Raw genomic sequence first — 23808 nt, 5'->3', positions numbered from 1 at the left:
CACCTTCTCCCGCCGGATCGTCGGCTGGTCCGCCGCGACCGTGAAGGAGACGGTCTTCGTGCTGGACGCCCTGGAGATGGCGATCTGGCAACGCGTCCGTGACCAACGCCCTGTCCAGCCGGGCGAGTTGATACATCATTCGGACGCCGGATCGCAGTACACCAGCTTCCGCCTCGCCGAGCACCTGGATGCCGCCGGCATCGCAGCGAGCATCGGATCCGTCGGTGACGCGTACGACAACGCCCTGATGGAGTCCACGATCGGCCTGTTCAAAACCGAGCTGATCAAGCCCCAGCGGCCCTGGAAGACGCTCTCCCAGGTCGAGCTCGCCACCGCCGAGTGGATCGACTGGTACAACCACCGCCGACTCCACGGTGAGATAGGGCACATCCCGCCCGTCGAATACGAAGCCAACTACTACACCGAACTCACGAAACCCCAGGTCATCACCACAATCTGAGATCTCTACCGAACCCGGGGCGGTTCACCTACACCGGCGCGGTCATCTACCTGCTCGCCCAGCGCGCGCCGGGGTTGCTGAAGGTTCTGCGCGATGCCGACCCGGCTCTGTTCTGCTGGACGGTACCCTCGCCGAGTGCGACCGGGTCGGCGAGTCACGCGGGGACTACTCGTGCAAGCACCTTCGGCATGGTGTGAACGTGCAGGTTGTCACCGATGAGGGCGGCCGGCTGCTGTGGCTCTCACCTGCGTTGCCGGGCCGGTCTCACGATCTGACCGCCACCCGCACCTGCGAGTGCCAGGGCGTCCCCATCCTGGCCGATCTCGCTTACCAGGGCGGTAGTCCCTGGCTGGCCACTGGCATCAAACGCGGGCCCCTGCAGTGACTCACTCCCACAGAAGAGACCGTCAACCGCGCACTGTCCACAGCACGGGCACCGGTCGAGCTCGGCGTCGCACGACTGAAGTCGTGGCGAATCTTCCGCAAGGCCCGGTGCAGCCCGAATCGAATGACGTCAATCGCCGCCGCTGTCCTCACTCTGGAGCGGCAACGCTGACAACGCTCACTGACAGTCTGCGGGTCGCTTGAGCGGCTTTCGGCGACGCAGCAGCCTTCGCCTCCCGCTCTCGGGCTGATGCATGACATTTGACGACAGAACCTAGGGGCCACTGCTGACCCGCCTCATTGACGGCCTCGCAGAAGACGTCAGCCGCCTCCCGGCCGGCCTCGTCACCGCCGAACCGCTCGCTCTGCCACTCGCCGTTTTGGCGCCCCCGAGGCGCCAGCGGACGCGGTGGCTGGTGACCTCGCCGGCCGCGTTCGTCATTGGTTTCACATACGCCATGAAGAGCAAGCTAGAGAAGCCGTGCGCCAGCCGTGCGCCAGCGACACGAAAGAGGGACCGTGAATCCCGGCCTTTTCACCAGGTCAGGCGCCATTCGCGGGTCAGTGCCCGGAGCCGGACTTGAACCGGCACGCCCTCGAAGGGGCAGCGAGGTTTAAGCTCGCCGTGTCTGCATTCCACCATCCGGGCTGGCCAAGGGCTCCGCGTCGAGTGCCTTGAGCCTATCGGGACGCACCTCCCGGACCGTGGGCGGGAGGACCGATGTTGTCTTATTTTATTGGCGCCTGAGGGACCATCAGGTACCGGGGCAGGCCATCAGCACATGCCAACAGCCTTGCGTGCGACAGTCCGCGGTGTATGCGGAATGACGGGATTTCACCCGTCACGACGAGGGCGCCCGCCCCGTTCCCGCGCCGCCTCGCCGCACCGCCTCGCCGCACCGCCTCGCCTCGTCGCGCCGGTGTGACAGCGACTCCCGTCGGGGCCACCCGTCATCCGCAGGTATGACGGCCGCCATGGCCGTCCGCCCGAAGTCGCCCCCGTAAACCGGAGCAGCGGCTGACTACACGGCGCCGCACGGCCGCGACGATGGATGCAGTCCCCGAGCACACGCCGTACCGACAGGAGCGCCCTTCCCGTGACCACCGCACCCATCGCCGACCGGTCCACCCTCGTGGCCGCACGCGCCACGGAGCTTTCCAAGATCTACGGCCAGGGCGAGACCCAGGTGGTCGCCCTGGACCGGGTCTCCATCGACTTCCGGCAGGCCGAGCTCACCGCGATCATGGGCCCCTCCGGCTCCGGCAAGTCCACGCTGATGCACTGCGTCGCCGGGCTGGACAGCTTCTCGTCCGGCTCGGTGAGCATCGGCGAGACGGAGCTGGGCTCGCTGAAGGACAAGCAGCTCACCAAGTTGCGCCGGGACAAGATCGGCTTCATCTTCCAGGCGTTCAACCTGCTGCCGACGCTCACCGCGCTGGAGAACATCACCCTTCCGATGGACATCGCGGGCCGCAAGCCGGACAAGCAGTGGCTGGACTCCGTGATCGGGATGGTCGGCCTGTCCGGTCGCCTCTCGCACCGCCCCTCCCAGCTGTCCGGCGGACAGCAGCAGCGGGTCGCCGTGGCGCGGGCGCTGGCCTCCCGGCCGGAGATCATCTTCGGTGACGAGCCGACCGGGAACCTCGACTCCCGCTCCGGCGCCGAGGTGCTGGGCTTCCTGCGCAACTCGGTGCGGGAGCTGGGGCAGACCGTGGTGATGGTGACCCACGACCCGGTGGCCGCCTCCTACGCGGACCGGGTGGTCTTCCTCGCGGACGGACGCATCGTCGACGAGGTGTACGGGCCGACGGCCGACTCGGTGCTGGACCGCATGAAGCGGTTCGACGCCAAGGGCCGCACCAGCTGACGTCCCGCCCAGCCCCTCCCCCGTACGTCTGGACAGAGAAGGCCCATGTTCCGTACCGCCTTGCGCAACGTCTTCGCGCACAAGGCCAGGCTGTTGATGACCGTGCTCGCCGTGATGCTCGGCGTGGCGTTCGTGTCGGGCACCCTGGTCTTCACCAACACCATCACCGACGCCCTGCAGAACAGCTCCGCCAAGGGCTTCGACCAGGTCGACGTGGCCGTCACGACCGAGTACCAGGACGCCGAGGGCGACAAGGTCGGCGAGGTCCCCGAGCTGACGCAGGCCTACATCGACAAGAGCGCGCGGGTGCCCGGCGCGGCCGCCGCCATCGGCGTGGTGTCCGGCTTCACCGCCGTCGCCGACAAGGACGGCGACCTGATCGGCGACGGCTGGAGCACGAAGGGCGGCAACTACTGGGGGGCCGAGGACTCCCGGTACCCGCTGGTCGAGGGGCGCGCTCCGAAGGGCGGGGGAGAGATCCTCATCGACGCCAGGACCGCCGAGCGCACCGGCTTCGGCGTCGGGGACACCGTGCGGATGTCCGTCGACGGCCCGGTCCTCACCCCGGAGGTCACCGGCGTCTTCACCACCGACGACGGCAATGTCGCGGCGGGCGGCAGCCTCACCCTGTTCGACACGGCGACCGCGCAGAAGCTGTTCGGCAGGACCGGCACGTACGACGAGATCGACGTCAGGGCGAAGGCCGGTGTCACGCAGGCGGCGCTGAAGGCGCAACTGGACGAGGCGCTGCCGAAGGACCTCGTCGAGACCACCACCGGCAAGAAGCTGGCCGACGACCAGGCGGAGAGGATCGCCTCGTCGATGAGCGGCATGAAGCAGGGCCTGCTGGTCTTCGCCGGCATCGCGCTCTTCGTCGGCACGTTCATCATCGCCAACACCTTCACCATGCTGGTCGCCCAGCGCACCAGGGAGCTGGCGCTGATGCGGGCGGTCGGCGCCTCCCGTCGGCAGGTCACGCGTTCGGTGCTGATCGAGGCCTTCGTGGTGGGCGTCGTGGCCGCGGTGACCGGCCTGCTCGCGGGCATCGGCATCGGCGCCGGAATGCGCTCCCTGATGGGCTCGACGGGCGCGCTCGTGCCCGACGGTCCGCTGGTGGTCTCGCCCGGCACGGTCGTCACGGCCCTCGCGGTCGGCGTCCTGGTCACCATGCTGGCGGCGTGGCTGCCGGGCCGCCGGGCCGCGAAGATCGCGCCGGTCGCGGCGATGAGCAGCGTGCACGCCAAGGCCACGACCAAGTCGCTGGTCCTGCGCAACACGCTCGGCGCGCTGTTCTCGGCCGCCGGTGTCGCGGTCGTCCTCGCGGCGACGACGATGAGCGGCTCGGACGGCCAGGCCCCGATGGGCATGGGGGCGGTGCTGCTGATCATCGGCGTGTTCATCCTGACGCCGCTGCTCTCCCGCCCGCTGATCGCCGCCGCGGCGCCCGTGCTGCGCGTGTTCGGTGTGTCCGGCAAGCTCGCCCGGCAGAACTCGGTGCGCAACCCGCGCCGCACCGCCGCGACCGCCTCCGCGCTGATGATCGGCCTCACCCTGATCACCGGCATGACGGTGATGGCGGGCAGTCTGCAGAAGTCGATCGACAAGATGGCGTCGGAGTCGATCGAGGCCGACTACGTGGTCTCCATGGCCAACGGCAACTACCTCGCCCCGGACGTCGCCGAGAAGCTGGCCGGGGCCGACGGCGTGACCGCCGTCAGCCCGCTGCGCAACGCGGAGTCCCGCGTCGGCGGGGACACCGAATACCTCACCGGCGTCACCGGCTCCACGATCGGCGAGCTGCTCGACCTCGAGGTCGAGCAGGGCGCCTTCGAGGTCGGGGGTGCGAACGTGGTCGTGGACGGCGACACCGCGAAGGACCACGGCTGGAAGGCCGGCTCCGCCTTCACCGCCGTCTACGAGGACGGCGAGAAGCAGCGGCTGAAGGTCGCCGGGGTCTACGAGGGCAACGAGATGATCCGCGGCATCATGGTCGACCTGCCCACCGTCGCCCCGCGCCAGTCCGACCCGGTCGACATGCAGGTGATGGTGAAGATGTCCGACGGGGCCTCGTCCGCCTCGAAGGACAGCCTGGAGCAGGCGCTGGACACCAACCCGGCGATCAGGATCCAGGACAAGCAGGACTTCTCCAACGAGATCGCGAAGAAGTTCACGCTGATGCTGAACATGCTCTACGGCCTGCTGGCCATGGCGGTGATCGTGGCCGTCCTCGGTGTCATCAACACCCTGGCCATGTCGGTCTTCGAACGCTCCCAGGAGATCGGCATGCTGCGGGCGATCGGACTCGACCGCAAGGGCATCAAGCGGATGGTCCGCCTGGAGTCCCTGGTGATCTCCCTGTTCGGCGGGGTGCTCGGCATCGGCCTCGGCGTGTTCTTCGGCTGGGCGGCGGGTGAGCTGATGGGCGCCACCATGGCGACGTACGAGCTGGTCCTGCCCTGGGGCCGGATGGGCGTCTTCCTGCTGCTGGCCGCCGTGGTGGGCGTGCTCGCGGCGCTGTGGCCGGCCCGCCGGGCGGCCCGCCTGAACATGCTCCAGGCCATCAAGGCGGAGTAACGGCCGCGCACGCGTGAGGGTCCCGTTCCCGGGTGGGAGCGGGACCCTCACGCGTGCGCGGACGCGGGCTCAGTTCCAGGTGCGGGCGCGCAGCGGCAGGCCCGAGGCGCCCGAGTCGGGCGTCTTCACGGCGAGGACCTGGTTGACGCCGATGCGGTTGCGCTCGAAGGCGAGCGCGGAGGCGGCCATGTACAGCTGCCAGACACGGGCGCGGCCGGGGCTGACCAGCCGGGTGGCCGTCGCCCAGTCGGACTCCAGGTTGGCCACCCATCGGCGCAGGGTGAGCGCGTAGTGCTCGCGGATGGACTCCACGTCGCGCACCTCGAAGCCGGCGCGCTCCAGCTGGGTGACGGTGGTGCCGACGGGGGCAAGTTCGCCGTCGGGGAAGACATAGGCGTCGATGAACTCGTCCACGTTGTAGGCGGCTTCGTCGCGCTGGGGCCGGCGGGCGATCTGGTGGTTCAGCAGCCGTCCGCCGGGCTTGAGGAGCCGGTGCAGGTCGGTGGCGTACTCCAGGTAGCGCTCGGCGCCGACGTGTTCGGCCATGCCGATGGAGGAGACGGCGTCGTACGGCCCGTCCGCGACGTCCCGGTAGTCCTGGACGCGGATCTCCACCCGGTCGGTGAGCCCCTCCTCGGCGACGCGCTTGCGGGCGAAGGCGGCCTGTTCCTGTGACAGGGTCACGCCGACGACGCTCACGCCGTGTTCACGGGCCGCGTGGATCGCCATGGAACCCCAGCCGCAGCCGACGTCGAGGAGACGCTGACCGGGGCTCAGACCCAGCTTGCGGCCGACGAGTTCGAGCTTGTCGCGCTGAGCGCCCTCCAAGGTGCCCCCCTCGGCCGGCGGGGCGGGCCAGTAGGCGCAGGAGTACACCATGGAGGGGCCGAGGACGAGTGCGTAGAAGTCGTTGCCGACGTCGTAGTGGTGGCTGATGGCTCGTCTGTCGCTGCGCTTGGTGTGCAGGTGGCGGCGGGCCCGGCGGACCTCCTCCGGCGGCGGGGCTGGCGGCAGCGGCGACCCGGCGAGCTTCACCAGACCGCGTACGGCGGCCCGGACCTCGGGGTCGCGCAGCGCCTCGGCCAGACCGCGGGCGTCCTCGCCGCGCTCCCAGATGAGGCCGGCCATCAGACCGAGGGCGGTGTAGAGGTCACCGTCGACGTCGATCTCGCCGGCCACCCAGGCGCGGGCCAGGCCCAGTTCACCCGGCTTGAACAGCAGGCGGCGCAGCGCCCTGCGGTTGCGGACGACGAGGACGGGCGCGCCCGGCGGCCCCGCCTGCGAACCGTCCCAGGCGCGGATGCGCACCGGGAGAGGTGTTCCCAGCAACTGTGCGAAGAGGGTTTGCAGCCGCAGCGCGGCGTCAGCCATGGCGTACCTCCGTGACGAGCGATCCCGGACTGTCCAGCACCACGTAAACACCTGGGAGCCCGCCGTACAGTCCCCGGCGCGCGTTACGACTCGGCAAAATAGCTGTACACGCCAACGGAATCGTCGCCCCGACGGCGCGCCACGCGGGCGCAGGCGGGCACCCGCGGGCAGCAGAAGGGGCCGCCCGCACCACGGATGGCGGGCGGCCCCTTCGGGGACTGCTACGGATGGGAACGACCGGGAGTCAGGAGGCCTTGGCCTCGGTCTTCTCCAGCTTCGCGGCCTTCTCGCCCTGGCCGGCGGCCTGCGGCGCGGCGGCCGGCGCCGGCTTGGCGGCCTCGTAGAACTCCTCGCGCGGCGTCTCGATCGCGCCGAGGGAGACGACCTCGCGCTTGAGGAACATGCCGAGCGTCCAGTCCGCGAAGACGCGGATCTTCCGGTTGAAGGTCGGCATCGCCATGCCGTGGTAGCCGCGGTGCATGTACCAGGCGAGACGGCCCTTGAGCTTGATCTTCATCTTGCCCATGACGATCATCGCGACGCCCTTGTGCAGGCCGAGACCAGCCACCGCGCCCTTGTTGGCGTGGCGGTAGTCCTTCTGCGGGAAGCCCCGCATGCCGGAGATCACGTTGTCGCCGAGGACCTTGGCCTGGCGCAGCGCGTGCTGGGCGTTCGGCGGGCACCAGGCGTTCTCGTTGCCCGCCTTGCGGCCGGCCAGGTCCGGCACCTGGGCGTTGTCGCCCGCGGCCCAGATGTAGTCGGTGCCCTTGACCTGGAGGGTCGGCTCGCAGTCGACGTGACCGCGGGGACCCAGCGGCAGACCGAAGCGGGTGAGCGCCGGGTTGGGCTTGACACCGGCCGTCCACACGATGGTGTTGGAGTCGACCTCCAGGCCGTTCTTCAGCACCACGTGGCCGTCGACGCAGGAGTCCATGGAGGTGGACAGGTAGACCTCGACGCCGCGGCCCTCGAGGTGCTCCTTGCCGTACTGGCCGAGCTTGGGGCCGACCTCGGGAAGGATCTTGTCGGCGGCGTCCACGAGGACGAAGCGCATGTCCTCGCGGGAGACGTTGTTGTAGTACTTGGCCGCGTCGCGGGCCATGTCCTCGACCTCACCGATGGTCTCCGCGCCGGCGAAACCGCCGCCGATGAAGACGAAGGTGAGCGCCTTGCGGCGGATCTCCTCGTCGGTGGTGGAGTCGGCCTTGTCGAGCTGCTCCAGCACGTGGTTGCGCAGGCCGATGGACTCCTCGATGCCCTTCATGCCGATGCCCTGCTCGGCGAGGCCGGGGATCGGGAAGGTGCGGGAGACCGCGCCCATCGCGATGACCAGGTAGTCGAACGGCAGCTCGTACGCCTCCCCCACCAGGGGGGAGATCGTGGCGACCTTGCGGTCCTGGTCGATGGTCGTGACCCGGCCGGTGAGGACCTCCGCCTTCGGAAGCACGCGCCGCAGGGGGACGACGACGTGCCGCGGGGAGATGCTGCCGGCGGCGGCTTCGGGGAGGAAGGGCTGGTAGGTCATGTACGACCGCGGGTCGACGACGGTGACGGTCGCCTCGCCGTAACGCATCTTCTTCTGGATGCGTCGAGCTGCGTACAGGCCTACGTACCCACCGCCTACTACGAGGATCCTGGGACGCTCCGTGGTGCTCATGCCATCGAGTATCCACCCGGCTGAGGGGGGTGGTTCGTGCGCCCCTTCACAAGCTTCGGTGGCGGCTGTGCTACCATCCCCCGCCGACGTGACGGAGATCATGGCGGGAGACGGAACCAGCGTGTAGGGGACCCCGTTGTCAATGCCGCTTGAGCTGCACATCCGCCCCTCCGGGACGGTGGACCAGCCTCCCGCGAGGGTCTTGCGGGACCCCCTCGGAACACCGTCCTGAACACGTTCAAAGGGCAGTTGAAACCCCAAAGGGGTCAACGGGCGCGCTTTCGTCGTCCGACAGGGCCCAATTCCTTGTGAAGAACTTCACGAACTTTCCCGACGGGACGTCACCGAGGAGCCCGCAAGGCCCCCCGATCCCCGCTCAATCGTCGTCCGTCCTGCTCAGACCGCACCGCGGAACCCCTGCGCGACCGACCACGCGATGCCGTCGAGGATGTCGTGCTCGCTCACGACCACCTCCTGCGCGCCCGTCCGCTCCATGACCGACAGCAGCACCAGGGCCCCGGCCGCGATCACGTCGACCCGGCCCGGATGCATGGAGGGGACCGCCGCGCGCTCGGCGTGGGTGGAGCGCAGCAGCCGGTCGGTGATCTCCCGGACCCGGTCGTGGGAGACGCGGGAGTGGTGGATGGCGGCCGAGTCGTACTCCGGCAGCTCCTGAGCGATCGCGGACACCGTCGTCACGGACCCGGCCAGCCCCACGAGGGTGCGCGCCTCGCGCAGCGGCACCGTCCGCCCGGCGAGGTCGAGAGCCGCCTCGATGTCGGCCCGCATCGCGGCGACCTGCGCCCCGGTGGGCGGGTCCGTCACCACGCCGTCGTGCACCAGGTGCCGCTCGGTCAACCGGACGCAGCCGACGTCCACGGAGCGGGCGGCGCGCACGTGGTCGTCGCCGACGACGAACTCGGTGGAGCCGCCGCCGATGTCGACGACGAGGTACGGCCTGTCCAGGTCGTCGCGGCCGGCCAGCTCCCTGGTGGCTCCGGTGAAGGAGAACTCGGCCTCCCGGCGGCCCGAGATGACCTCCGGCTCCACGCCCAGGATGTCCAGCACGCCGCGCACGAAGTCGTCCCGGTTCTCCGCGTCCCGGGAGGCGGAGGTGGCCACGAAGCGCAGCCGCTCGGCGCCGTGTCCCTTGATGACCTCGGCGTACTCGCGGCAGGCGGCGAAGGTCCGCTCCAGCGCCTCGGGCGCCAGCCGCCCGGTGCGGTCGACGCCCTGGCCGAGCCGCACGATGGTCATGCGGCGGTCCAGATCGGTCAGTCCGCCCGTCGCCGGGTCCGCGTCGGCCACCAGCAGCCGGATGGAGTTCGTGCCGCAGTCGATGGCGGCGACCCGGGTCACTTGCCGCCCTCCTCGTCCGTGGCGTCCGTGCGGGACACGCACGGCCCCTTGCGCCACCACTCGGGCAGCATCGCGATCGCCTCGTCGCCCAGCGGGTTGACGCCCGGACCGGCCGCCAGCGAGTGGGCGACCAGCACATGCAGGCACTTCACGCGGTCCGGCATGCCGCCCGCGCTCGGGAAGCCGCTCAGCTCCCCGATCTCGTCGCGGCGCCGGATGTAGTCCTCGTGCGCGGCGCGGTAGGAGGCGGCCAGGACGGGGTCGGTGCCCAGCCGCTCGGTCATCTCCTTCATCACGCCGTTCGCCTCCAGCGTGCCGATCGCCGAGGCCGCCTTCGGACACGTCAGGTAGTACAGCGTCGGGAAGGGCGTGCCGTCGGGCAGGCGCGGCGCCGTCTCCACGACGTCGGGCTGCCCGCACGGGCAGCGGTGCGCGATGGCGCGCAGGCCGCGCGGGGGCCGCCCGAGCTGCTGCTTGAAGGCCGCCACGTCCGCGTCGGTCGGCTCGGTGCGCGGGGTGGTCGGCGGGGGAGTCTGCATGACTGTCTTCTACTGGTCTTCCTGTTGAGTCACTGCCGGCGCGGTCGCTTTCACGGCCGGCGGGCGGCGGCGTCGGCCTTGTCGACCGCGTCCCACACGTTCCGGTACCAGGGGCGGTCGGCCGCGCCGGCCTCGGCGCGGGCCTGCTCGGCCGCGTCCGGGTCGACGACGACGAACCCCGTCTCCCCCGGCATCACATAGTGCAGCCGCAGCCGGACCTGCTGCTCGGCGTAGGCGTCGTCCTGCCAGCGTGCCTTGAGGTCGCGCAGGTCCTCGACCCGCTGCCGGGTCTCCCGCTGCTCCCGCTGGAGATCGGCGATCTCGGCGCGCTGGGCGACGTACTGCCGTGTCGGATAGGCGAGGGCCACGACGAGCGAGCAGAACACCATCGCGAGCAGCGCGGCCCGGCCGGTCAGCCGGGAGCGCCGGGCCTGGCGCCTGGTCTGCGAGCGGTAGACCCGGGCCGCGGTCTGCTCCCCGATGATCCGGATCCTGGTCGCGGTGGAGAAACGGTCCCGGTCCTTCACCGCCATGTCCCGCCTCCGCATTCGTGCGTCGTCCTACGTGCGTACGTCCCCGCACACGGTACGGGACCGCGTACGGGGACGTACGTACGACGCTGCCTACGAGAGCGGCGCTCAGCCCTTGAAGCGGGGGAACGCGCTGCGGCCCGCGTACACCGCGGCGTCGTCGAGGATCTCCTCGATGCGCAGCAGCTGGTTGTACTTGGCGACGCGCTCGGAGCGGGCGGGGGCGCCGGTCTTGATCTGGCCGCAGTTGGTGGCGACGGCGAGGTCGGCGATGGTGACGTCCTCGGTCTCGCCGGAGCGGTGGGACATCATGCACTTGAAGCCGTTGCGCTGGGCCAGCTCCACGGCGTCCAGGGTCTCGGTGAGCGAACCGATCTGGTTGACCTTGACCAGCAGGGCGTTGGCGGCGCCCTCCTCGATGCCACGGGCCAGACGCTCCGGGTTGGTGACGAACAGGTCGTCGCCGACGATCTGGACCTTGTCGCCGAGCCTTTCGGTGAGGACCTTCCAGCCGTCCCAGTCGTCCTCGAACAGCGGGTCCTCGATGGAGACCAGCGGGTACGCCTCGACCAGCTCGGCGTAGTACTCGGTCATCTCGACGGCGGTGCGCTCCTTGCCCTCGAAGGTGTAGGAGCCGTCCTTGTGGAACTCGGAGGCGGCGACGTCGAGCGCGAGGGCGATCTGCTCGCCGGGCGTGTAGCCGGCCTCCTTGACCGCCTCGAGGATGAGGTCGAGGGCCTCGCGGTTGGAGCCGAGGTTCGGGGCGAAGCCGCCCTCGTCGCCGAGACCGGTGGCCAGGCCCTTGTTCTTCAGGACCTTCTTGAGCGTGTGGTAGACCTCGGCGCCCCAGCGCAGGGCCTCGGAGAAGGACTCCGCGCCGATCGGGGCGATCATGAACTCCTGGATGTCCACGTTGGAGTCGGCGTGCGAGCCGCCGTTCAGGATGTTCATCATCGGCACCGGCAGCAGGTGCGCGTTGGGACCGCCCAGGTAGCGGAAGAGCGGCAGGTCGCTGGCCTCGGAGGCGGCATGGGCGACGGCGAGGGAGACGCCGAGGATGGCGTTGGCGCCGAGCGAGCCCTTGTTGTCGGTGGCGTCCAGGTCGAACATGGCCTGGTCGATCAGGCGCTGCTCGGTGGCGTCGTAGCCGACGAGCTCCGGGCCGATCTGCTCGATGACGGCCAGCACGGCCTTCTCGACGCCCTTGCCGAGGTAACGGCTGGGGTCGCCGTCACGGAGTTCGATGGCCTCGAAGGCACCGGTGGAGGCGCCGGACGGAACGGCGGCACGACCCGTGCTGCCGTCGTCGAGGCCGACCTCGACCTCGACCGTGGGGTTGCCTCGGGAGTCCAGGATTTCCCGGGCTACGACGACGTCGATGGACGGCACGAGCATCTCCTTCTTCAATGTGACGCTTCGGTGTGACGCGCGGGTCCCGCAGGACCGCGGCGGCTCTGCGGGACCGAGCCTAACCGGCTCCGGGCGATCGGCCAGCCGATCGACCACCCGCTGGACAGAACCGAGAGTAAATTGTTTCCGAACGGAACAAAGACGTTTCCGGAAACCGGTACGGAACCGGAGGACGGAAACGCGACACGGGCCGGGCGCAAAAATCCCGCCCCGGTGCGTACGGGGGAACACGCACCGGGGCGGGAGTGGCGGGGGGCCGCCGCTTACTTGAGGTGCAGCTGCTGGCCCGGGTAGATCAGGTCGGCGTCGTCGACGATGTCGTCGTTCAGCTTGAACAGCTTCGCCCAGCCGCCCTTGACGTCGTGCTCCTCGGCGATCGAGCTGAGGGTGTCTCCCTTGACGACCTTGTACTCGCCGTCACCCTTCTCGACCTTCTTGCCGGTCGGGGTGGTGACGGTCTTCTTCTTCCCGGTCTTCTGCTCCGCGGCCGGACGCTCGGCGGAGCGGGAGGCCTTCTGCTCGGTGGAGCGCTCGGCGGTGGAGCCGCTGCTCTGGCTCTGCGAGCTCTCCGAGCTGCCGGAACCGCTGCTCTGGCTCTCGGAGCCGCCACCGGTGTACGCGGCGCCCGACAGGCCGGTGCCGCAGACCGGCCAGGCACCCTTGCCCTGGCCCGCGAGAACCTTCTCGGCGATCTGGATCTGCTGCGCCTTGCTCGCCTGGTTGGCGGTGGAGGCGAACTGCGTACCGCCGTAGGCGGCCCAGGTGGAGGCGGAGAACTGCAGACCGCCGTAGTAACCGTTGCCGGTGTTGATGGACCAGTTGCCGCCGGACTCGCACTGGGCGACGGCGTCCCACTCGGACGCGGTGGCGGCGGAGGCGTTGCCGGCCGCCATCAGCGGGGCGGCGACGGCGGCACCGGTGACGCCGGCGACGGCGATGACACGGGTGGCCTTGGACGGGCGACGGTGCTTGCCCTTGCCGGAAAACAGCATGGTTGATCCCCTCACCGACGCCTGCGAGGTGAGCTGTCGGGTTCGGGCCGGTTGAGTTGCCCGGCCGGGTTCCTCACGGAACTCGGCTCCACCCCTAGCCGCTCCGGCTCAACTGCCCGGTGCGGCGCTTACCTTGGGTCCCCCGCTCCTGCCTTCGGCGCTTGACGCGACGACTGTTCCCGTACGGCCGCTGGCAGGATTCGGCGTTGCGGCTGTCGGGGCCCGCGATGGCGAGCGTCTCGACCGTAGACACGCGCTCCGCGGATTTTCAAAGACGATCACGGCTTCTGAGACCTATCTCTCACGAGATCCAAAAGGGACATACGATCTCTAACCGTGACGCGAACTCCCCCTACTTTTCGCCCGATTCGCCCGCAACCGTGAGCGTCTGACCGGGCAGGATGCGGTCCGGGTCGGCACCGACGACCTTCTCGTTGCCGACGTAGAGCGCACGCCATCCGCCGTCGACACCGAAGGAGTCGGCGATGGCCCAGAGACTGTCGCCGGCGCGCACGATGTACGAGCCGTCCCCGGTCTCCCCCGACTCCGCGTCGCGCGAGGCGTGCCGCCCCGACGTGCTGTCCGTGAGCCCCCTCTTCACCGTGCCCTCGCCCGCGCCGTCGCCGCGGTGCCGGCCCGAGCCGGACGAGGCCTCGGCGCCCTGCGGTCCGGCGCCGGCGGCGGAGCCGGATTCCGCGGACGTGTCCGGCTCGACGGATTGGCCCGTGTCACCGGACGTGACATCGGAGGCGGTGTCAGATGACGCCGAAGAAGAGGGCGAAGGCGAGGAAGAGGACACTTCGGAGTTCGGGTCCGACGTCCCGGTGGAGGCGGACGAGTCCGACGAGCGGGACGAGCCGGTCGACTCGGACGACTGGGACGACTCGGGCGTTTCGGTGGCCGAGGGCGTTCCGGACGGCTTGACGGCGTCCGTCTTCCCCGAGGTGCCCGAGCCCTCCGACGCACCGTCACCGGCCGCGTCCGAGCCGCTGTCCGCGACCCCCGGGCCGTTGCCCAGGCCCGCGAGCAGACCGCAGGTCGGCCAGGCGGCTATGCCCTGGTCCGCCTGTATCTTCTCGGCGATCCCTATCTGCTGCGAGCGGCTGGCCTGGTCGGCACTGGGGGCGTACTGGAGGCCGCCGTACCGCTCCCACGCCTCCTGGGACAGCTGCAGGCCGCCGTAGTACCCGTTGCCGCTGTTCTGGCTCCAGGCGCCGCCGGTCTCGCATTCGGCGACCTGATCCCAGTTCGCGGAGCCGGCCGCGTGGGCGCCGGTGGCGCCGAGCAGCGGGATCGCGATGGCGGAGCCGGTCACTCCGGCGGCGACGACCAGGGCGGGAGCCTGGCGGGGGCGGCGGTGACGACCGTTCCCGGAGAGCATGCGACGACCTTTCACGAGACGACGGGGGCAGCGCGGCCGATGACGCTCGGCACCACGCTGATCCGTGAACGTATAGGCAGATCATCGCTTGTCACAAGTTCATGCCGCGCAGATCACGTGAAGATCACAGAGTTGAGCGTGTGTCACTTTCGCGTCGGCGACGCAACGTTGTCGGCGGACGACGCGAACGGTGTGAAGGAGACGGGCAGGGTGCGCAGGCCTCGCATGATGAGCCCGCCGCGCCACCGCAGTTCGGCCGGGTCCGCGGCGAGGCGGAGGTCCGGCAGGCGGGTGAGGAGCGTGGCCAGCGCCGTCCGGCCCTCCAGCCGGGCGAGCGGGGCGCCGAGGCAGTAGTGGATGCCGTGCCCGTATCCGAGGTGCTGGCTGTCGCGGCGGGCGAGGTCGAGGGTGTCCGGGTCCGTGAACCGCTCCGGGTCCCGGTCGGCCGCGGCGAGGACGACGAGGACGGGATCGCCGGCCGCGACGTCCTGCCCGCCGAGGGTCAGCGGCCGGGTGGCGAAACGCCAGGTGGCCAGCTCCACCGGTCCGTCGTAGCGCAGGAGTTCCTCGACACCGCTCGCCAGCAGGCCGCGCTCGCCCGCGGCCAGGGACGTCTGCAGCCGCTCCCGCTGGACGGGGTGGGTGAGCAGGGCGTAGGTGCCGTTGCCGATGAGGTTGACCGTGGTCTCGAAGCCCGCGAAGAGCAGGATGAAGGCCATCGCGGCGGCCTCGTTCTCGGTGAGGTGCTCGCCGTGGTCGGAGGCGCGGATCAGGCCGGAGATGAGGTCCTCGCCGGGTCCGGGCTCGGGCGGCAGCGCGGCGCGCTTGCGGTGGATGAGGTCGGCGAGGTAGCCGCGCATCTTCTTCACCGACCGCGCGACCCCGCCCCGCGGACCGCCCCCGTGACGGATCATCATGCCCGCCCAGTCCCGGAAGTCGTCCTGGTCCTCGCGGGGGACACCGAGCAGGTCGCAGATGGCGTAGATGGGCAGCGGGAAGGCGAACTCGTGGATGAGGTCGGCGGAGCCGGTGCCCGCGAACCGGCCGATGAGGTCGTCGGCCAGCTCCTGCACCCTGGGTGCGAACTCGGCCACCCGGCGGGGCGTGAACGCCTTGCTGACCAGTCGGCGCAGCCTGGTGTGGTCGGGCGGGTCGATGTTCAGCAGATGGGTCATCAGCTCGGCCTTCCGCTCCCCCGGAATGCCGGTCTTGCCCTTGGCGTGCGCGGGCTCGTCGTGGTGCGCCGGGTTCTTGGACAGCCGGGGGTCGGCGAGGGCCTGCTTCGCGTCGGCGTACCGGGTGACCAGCCAGGCCTCCACGCCGCTGGGCAGCCGGGTGCGGTGCACGGGGGCGTGCTCACGCAGCCAGGCGTAGGCCGGGTAGGGGTCGCTCGCGAACTCCCGGGTGAACAGCTCGGGAACGGGGCCGGGGACGGGCGGGCCCCCGGTCATCCCTCGACCGCCCTGATCGCGTCCCGGTACGCCCGGGCCGCCGCTCTCAGGGCGGCCTCGGGGTCGGTGCCCTCCGCCTCGGCGCGGGCGGCGAGAGCGAGCAGTTCGTAGCCGATGCCCTCGCCGGAGGGCATCGGCACCCGGAGGCCCGCGGTGCGGACCCGGGAGGCGAGCTTGGCGGCGAGGGCGAGACCGGGCTGGCCGAGGGGGACGCCCTCGGTGACCGAGGTGCGCTGCTTCTCGTCGGCCTTGGTGCGCAGCCAGTGCGCGCGGACCTCTTCGGGGGTGTCGGCCGTCGCGTCGCCGAAGACGTGGGGGTGGCGGTGGATCAGCTTGGCGACGATGGTGCCGGCCACGTCGTCGACCGAGAACGGGGCGTCGGCGTCCTCCTCCGCGATGCGGGCGTGGAAGACGACCTGGAGGAGCACGTCGCCCAGCTCCTCCCGCAGTTCGTCACGGTCGCCGTCCTCGATCGCCTCGACGAGTTCGTACGCCTCCTCGATGGCGTACTTGGCCAGGCCCTCGTGGGTGCGCCGGGACGACCACGGGCATTCGAGGCGGATGCGGTCCATGACCTGGACGAGGTCGAGGAGGCGGGCGCCCGGCAGGTCGTAGGAGGCGGGGAGCAGCTCGAGGTCGGGCATGTGGACGCGGCCGGAACCGGCGAGGCGGGCCAGTCCGTCGGTGAGCGCGGGCTCGCCCTCGCCGGTCGCGACGACGACCGCCGTGCGGCCGCCTGCGCAGGCGGCCAGCAGTTCCTCGGCGGCCGGGGCCGCCTCGTCGACCCGTATGCCCGCCTCGCGCAGGTACGGCAGCTGCGGGTGGGCTCCGTCGGCGCACAGGACGCGGTCGGCGGTGCGCAGGGCCTGCCAGGCGGGCCAGGACAGCAGGCCGGGGGCGACCCGGTGGCTGGTGGTCAGCAGGACGATGCGGCCCGGGTCGGGGGCGGTCGCGTCGGCGGTGGTGGCGTTCACTCTCCGAACCTAACGCACGCCGCCGACGGCCCCCCGAGTTGTCCACAGGGGGCCGGGCGGGCCCGTACGCAGGAGCGTCATGCCGGCTGGGGGGTCCCCGCCGTGATCTCCCGCACCCACGGCGTGCGGGTGTCGACCCGGCTGCTCTTCTGGACGTCCCAGGCGCCGTAGCGCGGGTTGAGGTCGACGTCGAGCTTCTTGGACGCCTCGGACAGGGCCTGCCAGAACTCGGGCCGGCTGGTGCCGGTGCCGAGGCTCTGGGCGAGCTTCTGGGCCTCCAGCTGGAGGCGGAGGTTCGCGTCGAGGCGCTCGGGGGGAACGCCGTACTGCTGGAGCCAGACCGTCTCCAGCTGTGCGGGGCCGCCCGCCTGCTCCTCCAGTCCGCCGCGCATCCCCTGCACTTCCCTGCGGGTGACGCTCACACCGGCGTCCTGGGCGGCGCGGTGCAGGACCTGGTCGAGGACCATGCCGTGCAGGGTGTCGCGGGTGAGGGTGCCGGTCTTGGCGACGACCTGCTGGTACTGGGTCTCGTCCGGGACGGCGGCGCGCTGTGCCTCGCGAACCTCGTCGACGCGGTTCTCCAGCTGGGCGACGGTGATCCGCTGGTCGCCGACGACGGCCGCCGCGCCCGGATGCGCGTCGTTGCCGCAGGCGGCGAGCAGAGGGGCCGCGGCGGCGATCGCGGCGGTGAGCAGGAGCGCGGGGCGACGGCGGCGGTGCAAGGGAACCTCCCGGTGGAGATTGTGCGGCGGTGCACAAGGTCTTGCGGTGATCGATGTTAGGCAGTGGCCCGGCTCTGGCCAACCCATTGGACCAACGATTCATCAGGACTTCGGGCACCGCCTCGCCGTCCCGCGAAGCGCGGCGGCCGTCAGCCGCGCACCTGGCCGAGCCACTGGAGGGTGCGCCGGATGTCGGCGGCGAGCGGATGGCCGGGGCCGTGGAGGCGCTCCACGTCGTGCAGCAGCCGGGCCAGCGTCTCGTGGGCGGCGGCGCGGTCGCCGAGGGCGAGGAGGAGGTGGCCGATGCGGCGGCGGACGTCGTGGGCGAGGTCGGGGTCGCCCGCGACGTACTGGTTCTCGTAGTACGGCAGCAGCGCCCGGTACTCGGTGAGGGCGGCGGCCGGTTCGCCGAGCTGTTCCAGGCACTGGGCGGCGTCGTAGCGGTGGCGCAGGGACTGCGGGTCGGCCTGGCCTGCCTCGGCGGCGCGTTCGTCGGCGAGGCGGCGCAGCTCGGGCAGGGCCCGCCGGTACTGGCCGTCGTCCAGGAGGGTGGCGGCGTACTGCTTGCGCAGGGTGCGCACGACCGGGGAACGCTCGCCGTGCTGTTCGGCGGCGGCGGGCAGGATCGCGCCGAGGATGTCGACGGCCTGGGTGATGCGTCCCTCGCCGAGGAGGCGCTTGACGTCGTCGACGGCGCGGGCGACGTCGGGTCTTCCGGTCTCGGCGACGGGCTGGGCCGGGGCGGGCTGCGGCGCGGGGGTGAGGGCGCGGTCGGGCCAGGGGGCGTGCGGGCGTACGAAGGGGCGGGTGGGATCGAGGGGGCCGCCGGTGGGCATGCCGCGGGCGGGCAGCAGCAGCGCCAGGTGCTCGTACACCTCCTGGGCGGAGGCGGGGCGGTGCTGCGGGTCCTTGGCCAGCAGGCGCAGGACGAGGGCTTCGAGCGCCTCGGGGACCTCCGGGCGGACGCGGCGCACGGGCAGCGGCGGCTCGTACAGGTGCCGGTGCAGCACGCCGAGCGCCGTGGAGCCCGCGAACGGCACGTCGCCGCTGAGCAGTTCGTGCAGCAGTACGCCGAGCGCGTACAGGTCGGTGTAGGGGCCGACGGCGCCGCCCATGGCCTGCTCGGGCGCCATGTAGGCGGGCGAGCCGATGGGGGTGCCGGTGTGGGTGAGACGGGTGGTGTCGGCGTCCATGACGGAGGCGACGCCGAGGTCGAGGACGGTGACGGTGCCGTCCTGCTTGACCATCACGTTGCGCGGCTTGAGGTCGCGGTGGACGATCGGCACGGCGTGCACGGCGCTCAGTACGGCGCACAGCTGGGCGGCGACGGCGACGGCCCACTGCCACGGGTACGGCTCGTGCTCGGCGAGGTGGTCGGAGAGGTCGGCGCCGTCGACGTACTGCATGACGAGGAACAGCTCCTCGCCCTCGCTGCCCGCGTCGTGCACCGTGACCAGGCCGGGGTGGTCGACCTGTGCGGTGATCCGGCACTCGCGCACGAACCGGCGGCGCAGTTCGTCGGACTCCTGTCCGGCCACCCTGTCGGGGCGCAGCAGCTTCACCGCCACGCGCCGGTCGAGCCGCCCGTCGTAGGCCGTCCAGACCTGTCCCATGCCGCCCTGGCCGATGAGCGTGGACAGCTCGTAGCGGCCGGCGACGACGCGTCCCGTCGCCACGTTCACCGGCCGCCCTGCTGGTCGCCGCCGTCGTGCTTGCGCAGGTAGTCGCTGAGCTCGTCGAGTTCGGCGCGGACCTGGTCGATGCGGGCGGGCTGCGGGGTCCGCGGAGGCGGCGGGGCGGGCGACTGCGGGCCTGGGGCCTGGTAGGGCGGGACGGGCGGCTGCGCGGGTGCGGGCGTGCAGGGGTAAGGGGGGCGCGGGTGCCCGTAACCGGCCGTCGGGGGCGGGAACGGCACCGGGCCCGGGTGGCCGGCGGGGGATCGCCCCTGGTGGTGCCGGATGTCCGCGTACAGGAAGTAACCGGCGCAGGCACAGGCGTTGACCAACAGGATGATCATGCCCGTGGTGCCGGCCGGGGTGCTGAAGTCGTCGGTGTGGTCGGTGACCAGGAAGCCGAAACTGACCACCAGGAGGGCGGCCGACGCCCCGAAGGCCCACCATTCGCGCGGCTTGCGGGTCACGACGGCCACGTACAGGGTCGGTATCCAGGCGAGGAACCCGATGCTCAGCAGGGGCAGGGCCACGAAGAAGACGCGCAGCAGGACCAGCACCGCGGTCCTGGGGCGTCCCGGCGGCGGTGGCGGCGCGTAGCCGTGGCCGTGCATGACTTCTCCTGAGGACCTGATGGGGACGGACGCGTACCGGTCGACCGGTGCGGAGACGAGCGTATAGGCCGATACGGACAAGCGGCCCCGGGTTGTACCGAACCGTTGTCGTCCTGGTCACCGGGCTCTGCGCGGGCCGCTCAGCCGGGTGTCACCGTGCCGTCCGTGAGCCCGTCGTACATGCCCCGCACCAGCTGCTCCCCCAGGCGGCCCGCGCGCCTCAGCGCGCGCTCGAACTCGTCGAGGGCGCGGAAGCGCTCGCCGTAGCTCCGCTGGGCGTCGAGGGGGAGCCTGGGGAGCCGCAGGCGCCGCACGTCGAGGCGGGTGGCGGTGGAGGCGTAGCTGCTGGCCTGCCGGTGGTTGGCGGTGCCGCGCAGGAACCCGGCGAGGAACCAGGGGTCGAGGGCGGTGGGGTCGGGGCGCAGCAGGACGAGGTTGCGGCCGAGGGCGGCGCCGGCGGTCGCGTCGTCGATGACGCGCGCGACGGAGCCGCCGCCGAGGACGGGCACGACGACGTCGCCCGGTTCGGTCAGCACGGGTTCCTCGTCGCTCTCGGGGAGAGTGCCCGAGGGGCCGGTGCCGGCGAGTACGTCGTGGTCGGTGAGGAGCGGCACGCGCGCGTGGCCGCCGTGGGTGCCGGTGCGCAGCACGAGGGCGCCGCCGCGGGCGAGTTCGCCGACGGTGGTGAGCGGCCGGCGGGGCGCGGGGCGTCCGGTGCCGGGGGGCGCGGGGGTGAGGTCCGCGGTCAGGCGCAGGGTCTCGCCGAGGCGCTCGCGCACGTCCGTGAGCCGTCCGGCGCCGCCGGTGGCGGTGGGGGGCGGCAGGTGGCGGGCGGGGGCCAGGTCCACGTCGTCGTCGAGGAGTTCGATGACGGGCAGGGAGCGGGCCAGACCCGGCCGGTCGTCGAAGCGGCCGGTGCGGTCGAAGCCGGTCCAGGCGTCGAGCACGGCGTCCCGCACGGACCGCCAGTCCGGCCCGCCGCGCCCCTCCCCGGCGAACTGACCCGCGTCGACGAGCAGCACCTCGGGCTGCGCGGGCGCCTTCTCCGGCCGGCGCAGGACCCACAGGTGCAGGGGGAGGTTGTACGGGGGTGCCGCGCCCACCGGCAGGGCGATCACGGCGCGCAGCGCGCCCCGGCGCAGCAGGTCGGCGCGGACACGGCGGCCGGAGCGGCGGGAGGCCGCGGCGGGCGGCATCAGGACGACGACGGTGCCGCCGTCCCTGACGCGGGCCAGGGCGTGCTGCACCCAGGCCAGTTCGGACTCGGTGCGGGCCGGGAAGCCGTACTCCCAGCGAGGGTCGTAGGCGAGTTCGTCGTGGCCCCAGTTGCGCTCGTTGAACGGCGGGTGGCACAGCGCGGCGTCGGCGCGCAGGCCGGTCCGGGCGTCCGCGCGCAGGCTGTCACCGGCGGCGACCCGCACGGCGGCGTCCGTGCTCAGGGCGAGCCGCAGTGCGGTGAGTGCGGCCAGTGCGGGGTCGCTGTCCTGGCCGTACAGCTCCTGTCCCGGCCGGGTGGCGGTGGTGGCGGCGCGGAGCAGGGTTCCGGTGCCGCAGGCGGGGTCGAGCACCGTGCGGGCGGGACCGGCGAGTTCGGCCATCAGGTCGGCCAGCGGGCCCGGGGTGAGTGTGTACTGCCGCGGGTTGGCGTCGAGGTGCCGACCGAGCAGGAACTCGTACGTCTTGCGGGCGCCCGGTCCCGCGGCGAGTTCGGCGGTGCCGCGCAGGAGTGGTGCGGAGGGGAGCAGCCGGGGGCCGGCCGGGGTGGGGACGGTGCGTGCGGGGCCTGTGCCGAACCGGGCGTCGAGTACCTCGTCGAGGGCGGCGGGCAGCATGGCGGCGAGGCGTTCGTCGGAGCCGGCGCTCACCCGCAGCCAGCGGGTCGGGCGGTCGTGGACGAGCAGGAGGACGCAGCCTGCGTGCACCAGGGCGGCGACCGGTCCTTCGGGGTGGCCGGCCAGCTGCTGCCAGACGCGTTCGCGCGGGGGGACCTCGGCGAGTTTGCCCTGGGCGCGCAGCCATGCCTCGACCTCGGCGAGGGCGAAGGACGGGCTGGTCTCGGTGCCGCCGACCGGTTTGGGGAAATCGCCGTGCCGACGGCGCCAGTTGCTGACGGCGGCCCGGCCGACGCCGGCGAGCCGCGCGATACCGGCGGCGGTCACCTCTGTCCCGTTGTCCTGCACCGTCGGGCCCCCTCGTCCTGGTGTGTGATGCCGATCCTACCGATGAACTTCGGCTTCCCCCGATTCACGCCGTGTACCGCAACCTTGCCGTGAATCGTGTTGACTCGATTCACAGGCTCTGTTCTCATTGACCCGCCGACGGGCCGCCCTCAGGGATCTGAGGGATTCCGGCTCACGGCCAACAGATCTGTCTCTGGGGAGAGGACTGACGTCATGGGTATGAAGGCCAAGATCGCGCTCGGTGCCGCGGTGGGGGTCGTCGTCATCGGCGCCGTGTCGGCGAACTCGGGCGACGGGGACGGCGACGGCAAGAGCGACGGCCGCCCCTCCGCCAGTTCGGGCGGGAAGTCCGGCGGCGCGAAGTCGGACGGCGCCTCCGACGCGAAGTCCGCCGAGGACAAGGCCGTCGAGAAGGCGTCCCGGGCCGAGCAGTTCAAGGCGTTCGTGCGGAAGAACGGGACGGTGCCGGAGAAGGACGCCGTCACCCACGTCACCAAGGTGCAGGGCGCCGACGAGCAGAACGACATCCTGGACACCGCCGACGTCTACACCGACTTCACCGGCGGCCTCATGGGCGAGGGCACGGGCCCGGCCAAGCTCATCGCCTCCGCGTTCGCCGACTGGAAGGACAGCGAGAACGGTCTCGTCACCGTCTACGACGCCGACGGCGAACTCCTCGGCAACGGCGAATTCTGACCGCCGGCCCGGCCGCCGACGCCCGCGGTTCACCGTTCGCCGTTCACCGAGAACCCCCGGGGGACCCACCATGCGTCGTCACGCACGTCGCACCGCACTCACCCCCCTCTTCCTCGCGGCGGCCGCCACCGCGAGCCTGACCGGCTGCCAGTCCGACGGGGACGGAGCCGGCGCGTCCGGCGACCCGGCGTCCGGACCGGCAGCCGCGTCACCGTCGGCCCCCGCGCCCGCCCCCGCGTCCGCCCCCGCGCCCGCGTCGGCGTCCGCGTCCGCGTCGGCATCGGCATCGTCGGCCGCGAAGGAACCGTTCGCCGGGCTGACCGGCGCGGAGATATCCCAGCGGGCGCTCCAGGCCACCACCGGGGCACGCTCGCTGCGCAGGACCGGCGGCGTCCCCGACGACGCGAGCGGCGGCACCATTGAGATCGGCATCGCCCTGGACCGGCGGGGCGAGTGCGCCGGGACGATGAGCCTGGACGGCCAGGGCCGGGCCGAGGTGACCAGGACCGGCGACACGCTCTGCCTGAGGTACGACGAGCCGTCCCTGCGGGCGCGGAGCGAGGGCGAGCCGCAGGCCGACACCGAGGCCCTCGTGGCGCTGCCGGCCGGACGGTGGACCAGCAGGTCCGCCGGCGGGCCGGACGCGAGGGAGACGGCCGGATTCTGCGACCTGGACAAGCTGCTGGACGACGCCGGGGGCACCGGCGGCGGCACCCGGTCGGAGGTGACCCGCGGCAGGGCCACCACCGTGGACGGCACGCCCGCGATCACCCCGTACGAGCAGGACGGCCCGGACCGCGACACGCTGTACGGGGCCACCGAGGGCGAGCCGTACCTGCTGCGCTTCGAGAGCGGGGCCGAGCAGGAGGCGGGCGCCCCCTCCTTCACCGGGTACGACGAGCCGGTGCCCGCCGAGGCGCCCGCCGGAGACATCCTCGACCTGGACGGGACGAGCACCTGACGGAGGCCCGGACGG

Annotated in this window: 19 protein-coding genes, 1 tRNA gene, 1 pseudogene and 1 riboswitch; of the genes and pseudogenes, 6 read left to right on the top strand and 15 right to left on the bottom strand. The window is 71.7% G+C overall.

The features are described 5' to 3' along the window. The coding region (locus ACGFYH_RS31245; RefSeq protein ID WP_393806544.1) for an integrase core domain-containing protein at positions 1-460 on the top strand (460 nt) is incomplete at its 5' end. Positions 461-489: 29 nt separating this feature from the next. Then, positions 490-1016: pseudogene (locus tag ACGFYH_RS31240) on the top strand (transposase family protein); the annotation flags it as partial. 393 nt (positions 1017-1409) lie between these two features. On the opposite strand, the gene ACGFYH_RS31235 reads toward ACGFYH_RS31240, so the two are convergent. After that, a tRNA-Leu gene (locus ACGFYH_RS31235) sits at positions 1410-1493 on the bottom strand. Positions 1494-1941: 448 nt separating this feature from the next. Between ACGFYH_RS31235 and ACGFYH_RS31230 the strand changes: the two genes are divergently transcribed. Both ACGFYH_RS31230 and ACGFYH_RS31225 read left to right on the top strand, forming a co-directional pair. Next, positions 1942-2712, top strand: coding sequence for an ABC transporter ATP-binding protein (locus ACGFYH_RS31230; protein ID WP_393806543.1), 771 nt, complete (start codon positions 1942-1944; stop codon positions 2710-2712). A gap of 45 nt (positions 2713-2757) precedes the next feature. Beyond that, positions 2758-5286, top strand: coding sequence for an ABC transporter permease (locus tag ACGFYH_RS31225; protein ID WP_393806542.1), 2529 nt, complete (start codon positions 2758-2760; stop codon positions 5284-5286). Positions 5287-5355: 69 nt separating this feature from the next. Here the strand turns inward: ACGFYH_RS31225 and ACGFYH_RS31220 are convergent, their stop codons facing one another. The 14 genes from ACGFYH_RS31220 to ACGFYH_RS31155 all read right to left on the bottom strand — a co-directional run bounded on the left by ACGFYH_RS31220 (position 5356) and on the right by ACGFYH_RS31155 (position 22136). Then, positions 5356-6657, bottom strand: a complete 1302-nt coding sequence (locus ACGFYH_RS31220; RefSeq protein ID WP_393806541.1) for a class I SAM-dependent methyltransferase — start codon at positions 6655-6657, stop codon at positions 5356-5358. A gap of 244 nt (positions 6658-6901) precedes the next feature. Continuing rightward, the gene (locus tag ACGFYH_RS31215) at positions 6902-8314 is read right to left on the bottom strand and encodes an NAD(P)/FAD-dependent oxidoreductase (protein ID WP_393806540.1); all 1413 of its coding nucleotides are present in this window, start codon (positions 8312-8314) and stop codon (positions 6902-6904) included. A gap of 396 nt (positions 8315-8710) precedes the next feature. Further along, a complete protein-coding gene (locus ACGFYH_RS31210) occupies positions 8711-9673 on the bottom strand; it encodes an exopolyphosphatase (RefSeq protein ID WP_393806539.1) in 963 nt (320 codons plus the stop codon). Further along, a complete protein-coding gene (locus ACGFYH_RS31205; protein ID WP_393806538.1) occupies positions 9670-10212 on the bottom strand; it encodes a DUF501 domain-containing protein in 543 nt (180 codons plus the stop codon). The genes ACGFYH_RS31210 and ACGFYH_RS31205 overlap by 4 nt, the downstream gene beginning before the upstream one ends. A 50-nt stretch (positions 10213-10262) precedes the next feature. After that, positions 10263-10745: a cell division protein DivIC gene (divIC, locus tag ACGFYH_RS31200; RefSeq protein WP_393806537.1), complete on the bottom strand. Its 483-nt coding sequence runs from the start codon at positions 10743-10745 to the stop codon at positions 10263-10265. A 105-nt stretch (positions 10746-10850) separates the two neighbouring features. Further along, positions 10851-12131: a phosphopyruvate hydratase gene (eno, locus tag ACGFYH_RS31195; RefSeq protein WP_393806536.1), complete on the bottom strand. Its 1281-nt coding sequence runs from the start codon at positions 12129-12131 to the stop codon at positions 10851-10853. Between the two features lie 284 nt (positions 12132-12415). Continuing rightward, on the bottom strand, positions 12416-13144 hold the full coding sequence (gene rpfA, locus ACGFYH_RS31190) for a resuscitation-promoting factor protein RpfA (protein ID WP_393806535.1): 729 nt from the start codon (positions 13142-13144) through the stop codon (positions 12416-12418). A 3-nt stretch (positions 13145-13147) separates the two neighbouring features. Beyond that, a riboswitch (cyclic di-AMP (ydaO/yuaA leader) is annotated at positions 13148-13314 on the bottom strand. 182 nt (positions 13315-13496) lie between these two features. Further along, a complete protein-coding gene (locus ACGFYH_RS31185) occupies positions 13497-14525 on the bottom strand; it encodes a transglycosylase family protein (RefSeq protein ID WP_393806534.1) in 1029 nt (342 codons plus the stop codon). Between the two features lie 143 nt (positions 14526-14668). Further along, complete coding sequence (locus ACGFYH_RS31180) at positions 14669-15976, bottom strand: cytochrome P450 (protein ID WP_393806533.1); 1308 nt, start codon at positions 15974-15976, stop codon at positions 14669-14671. Beyond that, the gene (locus ACGFYH_RS31175; protein WP_393806532.1) at positions 15973-16950 is read right to left on the bottom strand and encodes a nucleoside triphosphate pyrophosphohydrolase; all 978 of its coding nucleotides are present in this window, start codon (positions 16948-16950) and stop codon (positions 15973-15975) included. Before ACGFYH_RS31175 ends, ACGFYH_RS31180 begins: the two co-directional genes overlap by 4 nt. Before the next feature lie 77 nt (positions 16951-17027). Next, the gene (locus ACGFYH_RS31170; protein WP_393806531.1) at positions 17028-17672 is read right to left on the bottom strand and encodes a SurA N-terminal domain-containing protein; all 645 of its coding nucleotides are present in this window, start codon (positions 17670-17672) and stop codon (positions 17028-17030) included. A gap of 149 nt (positions 17673-17821) precedes the next feature. After that, positions 17822-19312, bottom strand: coding sequence for a serine/threonine protein kinase PkaE (gene pkaE, locus ACGFYH_RS31165; protein ID WP_393806546.1), 1491 nt, complete (start codon positions 19310-19312; stop codon positions 17822-17824). 38 nt (positions 19313-19350) lie between these two features. After that, positions 19351-19956, bottom strand: coding sequence for a hypothetical protein (locus tag ACGFYH_RS31160; protein ID WP_393806530.1), 606 nt, complete (start codon positions 19954-19956; stop codon positions 19351-19353). Positions 19957-20096: 140 nt separating this feature from the next. Next, complete coding sequence (locus ACGFYH_RS31155) at positions 20097-22136, bottom strand: N-6 DNA methylase (RefSeq protein ID WP_393806529.1); 2040 nt, start codon at positions 22134-22136, stop codon at positions 20097-20099. Positions 22137-22349: 213 nt separating this feature from the next. Here ACGFYH_RS31155 and ACGFYH_RS31150 point away from each other — a divergent pair, with 213 nt between their 5' ends. Next, the gene (locus tag ACGFYH_RS31150) at positions 22350-22832 is read left to right on the top strand and encodes a hypothetical protein (RefSeq protein ID WP_393806528.1); all 483 of its coding nucleotides are present in this window, start codon (positions 22350-22352) and stop codon (positions 22830-22832) included. A gap of 70 nt (positions 22833-22902) precedes the next feature. Further along, positions 22903-23793 carry a hypothetical protein gene (locus ACGFYH_RS31145; RefSeq protein WP_393806527.1) on the top strand — a complete coding sequence of 297 codons (891 nt, stop codon included), beginning with the start codon at positions 22903-22905 and terminating at the stop codon, positions 23791-23793. Positions 23794-23808: the final 15 nt, after the last annotated feature.

The sequence above is a fragment of the Streptomyces sp. NPDC048392 genome (assembly GCF_043200575.1).
Lineage (GTDB): Bacteria > Actinomycetota > Actinomycetes > Streptomycetales > Streptomycetaceae > Streptomyces.
This window is presented reverse-complemented; position numbering and strand designations above follow the sequence as displayed.

Bases quoted from the DNA above. Each gene is read 5' to 3' on its own strand.
- rpfA (WP_393806535.1), bottom strand. From the start codon at position 13,144: ATGCTGTTTTCCGGCAAGGGCAAGCACCGTCGCCCGTCCAAGGCCACC.
- ACGFYH_RS31180 (WP_393806533.1), bottom strand. From the start codon at position 15,976: ATGACCGGGGGCCCGCCCGTCCCCGGCCCCGTTCCCGAGCTGTTCACC.
- ACGFYH_RS31145 (WP_393806527.1), top strand. From the start codon at position 22,903: ATGCGTCGTCACGCACGTCGCACCGCACTCACCCCCCTCTTCCTCGCG.
- ACGFYH_RS31205 (WP_393806538.1), bottom strand. From the start codon at position 10,212: ATGCAGACTCCCCCGCCGACCACCCCGCGCACCGAGCCGACCGACGCG.
- ACGFYH_RS31160 (WP_393806530.1), bottom strand. From the start codon at position 19,956: ATGCACGGCCACGGCTACGCGCCGCCACCGCCGCCGGGACGCCCCAGG.
- ACGFYH_RS31185 (WP_393806534.1), bottom strand. From the start codon at position 14,525: ATGCTCTCCGGGAACGGTCGTCACCGCCGCCCCCGCCAGGCTCCCGCC.
- divIC (WP_393806537.1), bottom strand. From the start codon at position 10,745: ATGGCGGTGAAGGACCGGGACCGTTTCTCCACCGCGACCAGGATCCGG.
- ACGFYH_RS31225 (WP_393806542.1), top strand. From the start codon at position 2,758: ATGTTCCGTACCGCCTTGCGCAACGTCTTCGCGCACAAGGCCAGGCTG.
- ACGFYH_RS31215 (WP_393806540.1), bottom strand. From the start codon at position 8,314: ATGAGCACCACGGAGCGTCCCAGGATCCTCGTAGTAGGCGGTGGGTAC.
- ACGFYH_RS31220 (WP_393806541.1), bottom strand. From the start codon at position 6,657: ATGGCTGACGCCGCGCTGCGGCTGCAAACCCTCTTCGCACAGTTGCTG.
- ACGFYH_RS31150 (WP_393806528.1), top strand. From the start codon at position 22,350: ATGGGTATGAAGGCCAAGATCGCGCTCGGTGCCGCGGTGGGGGTCGTC.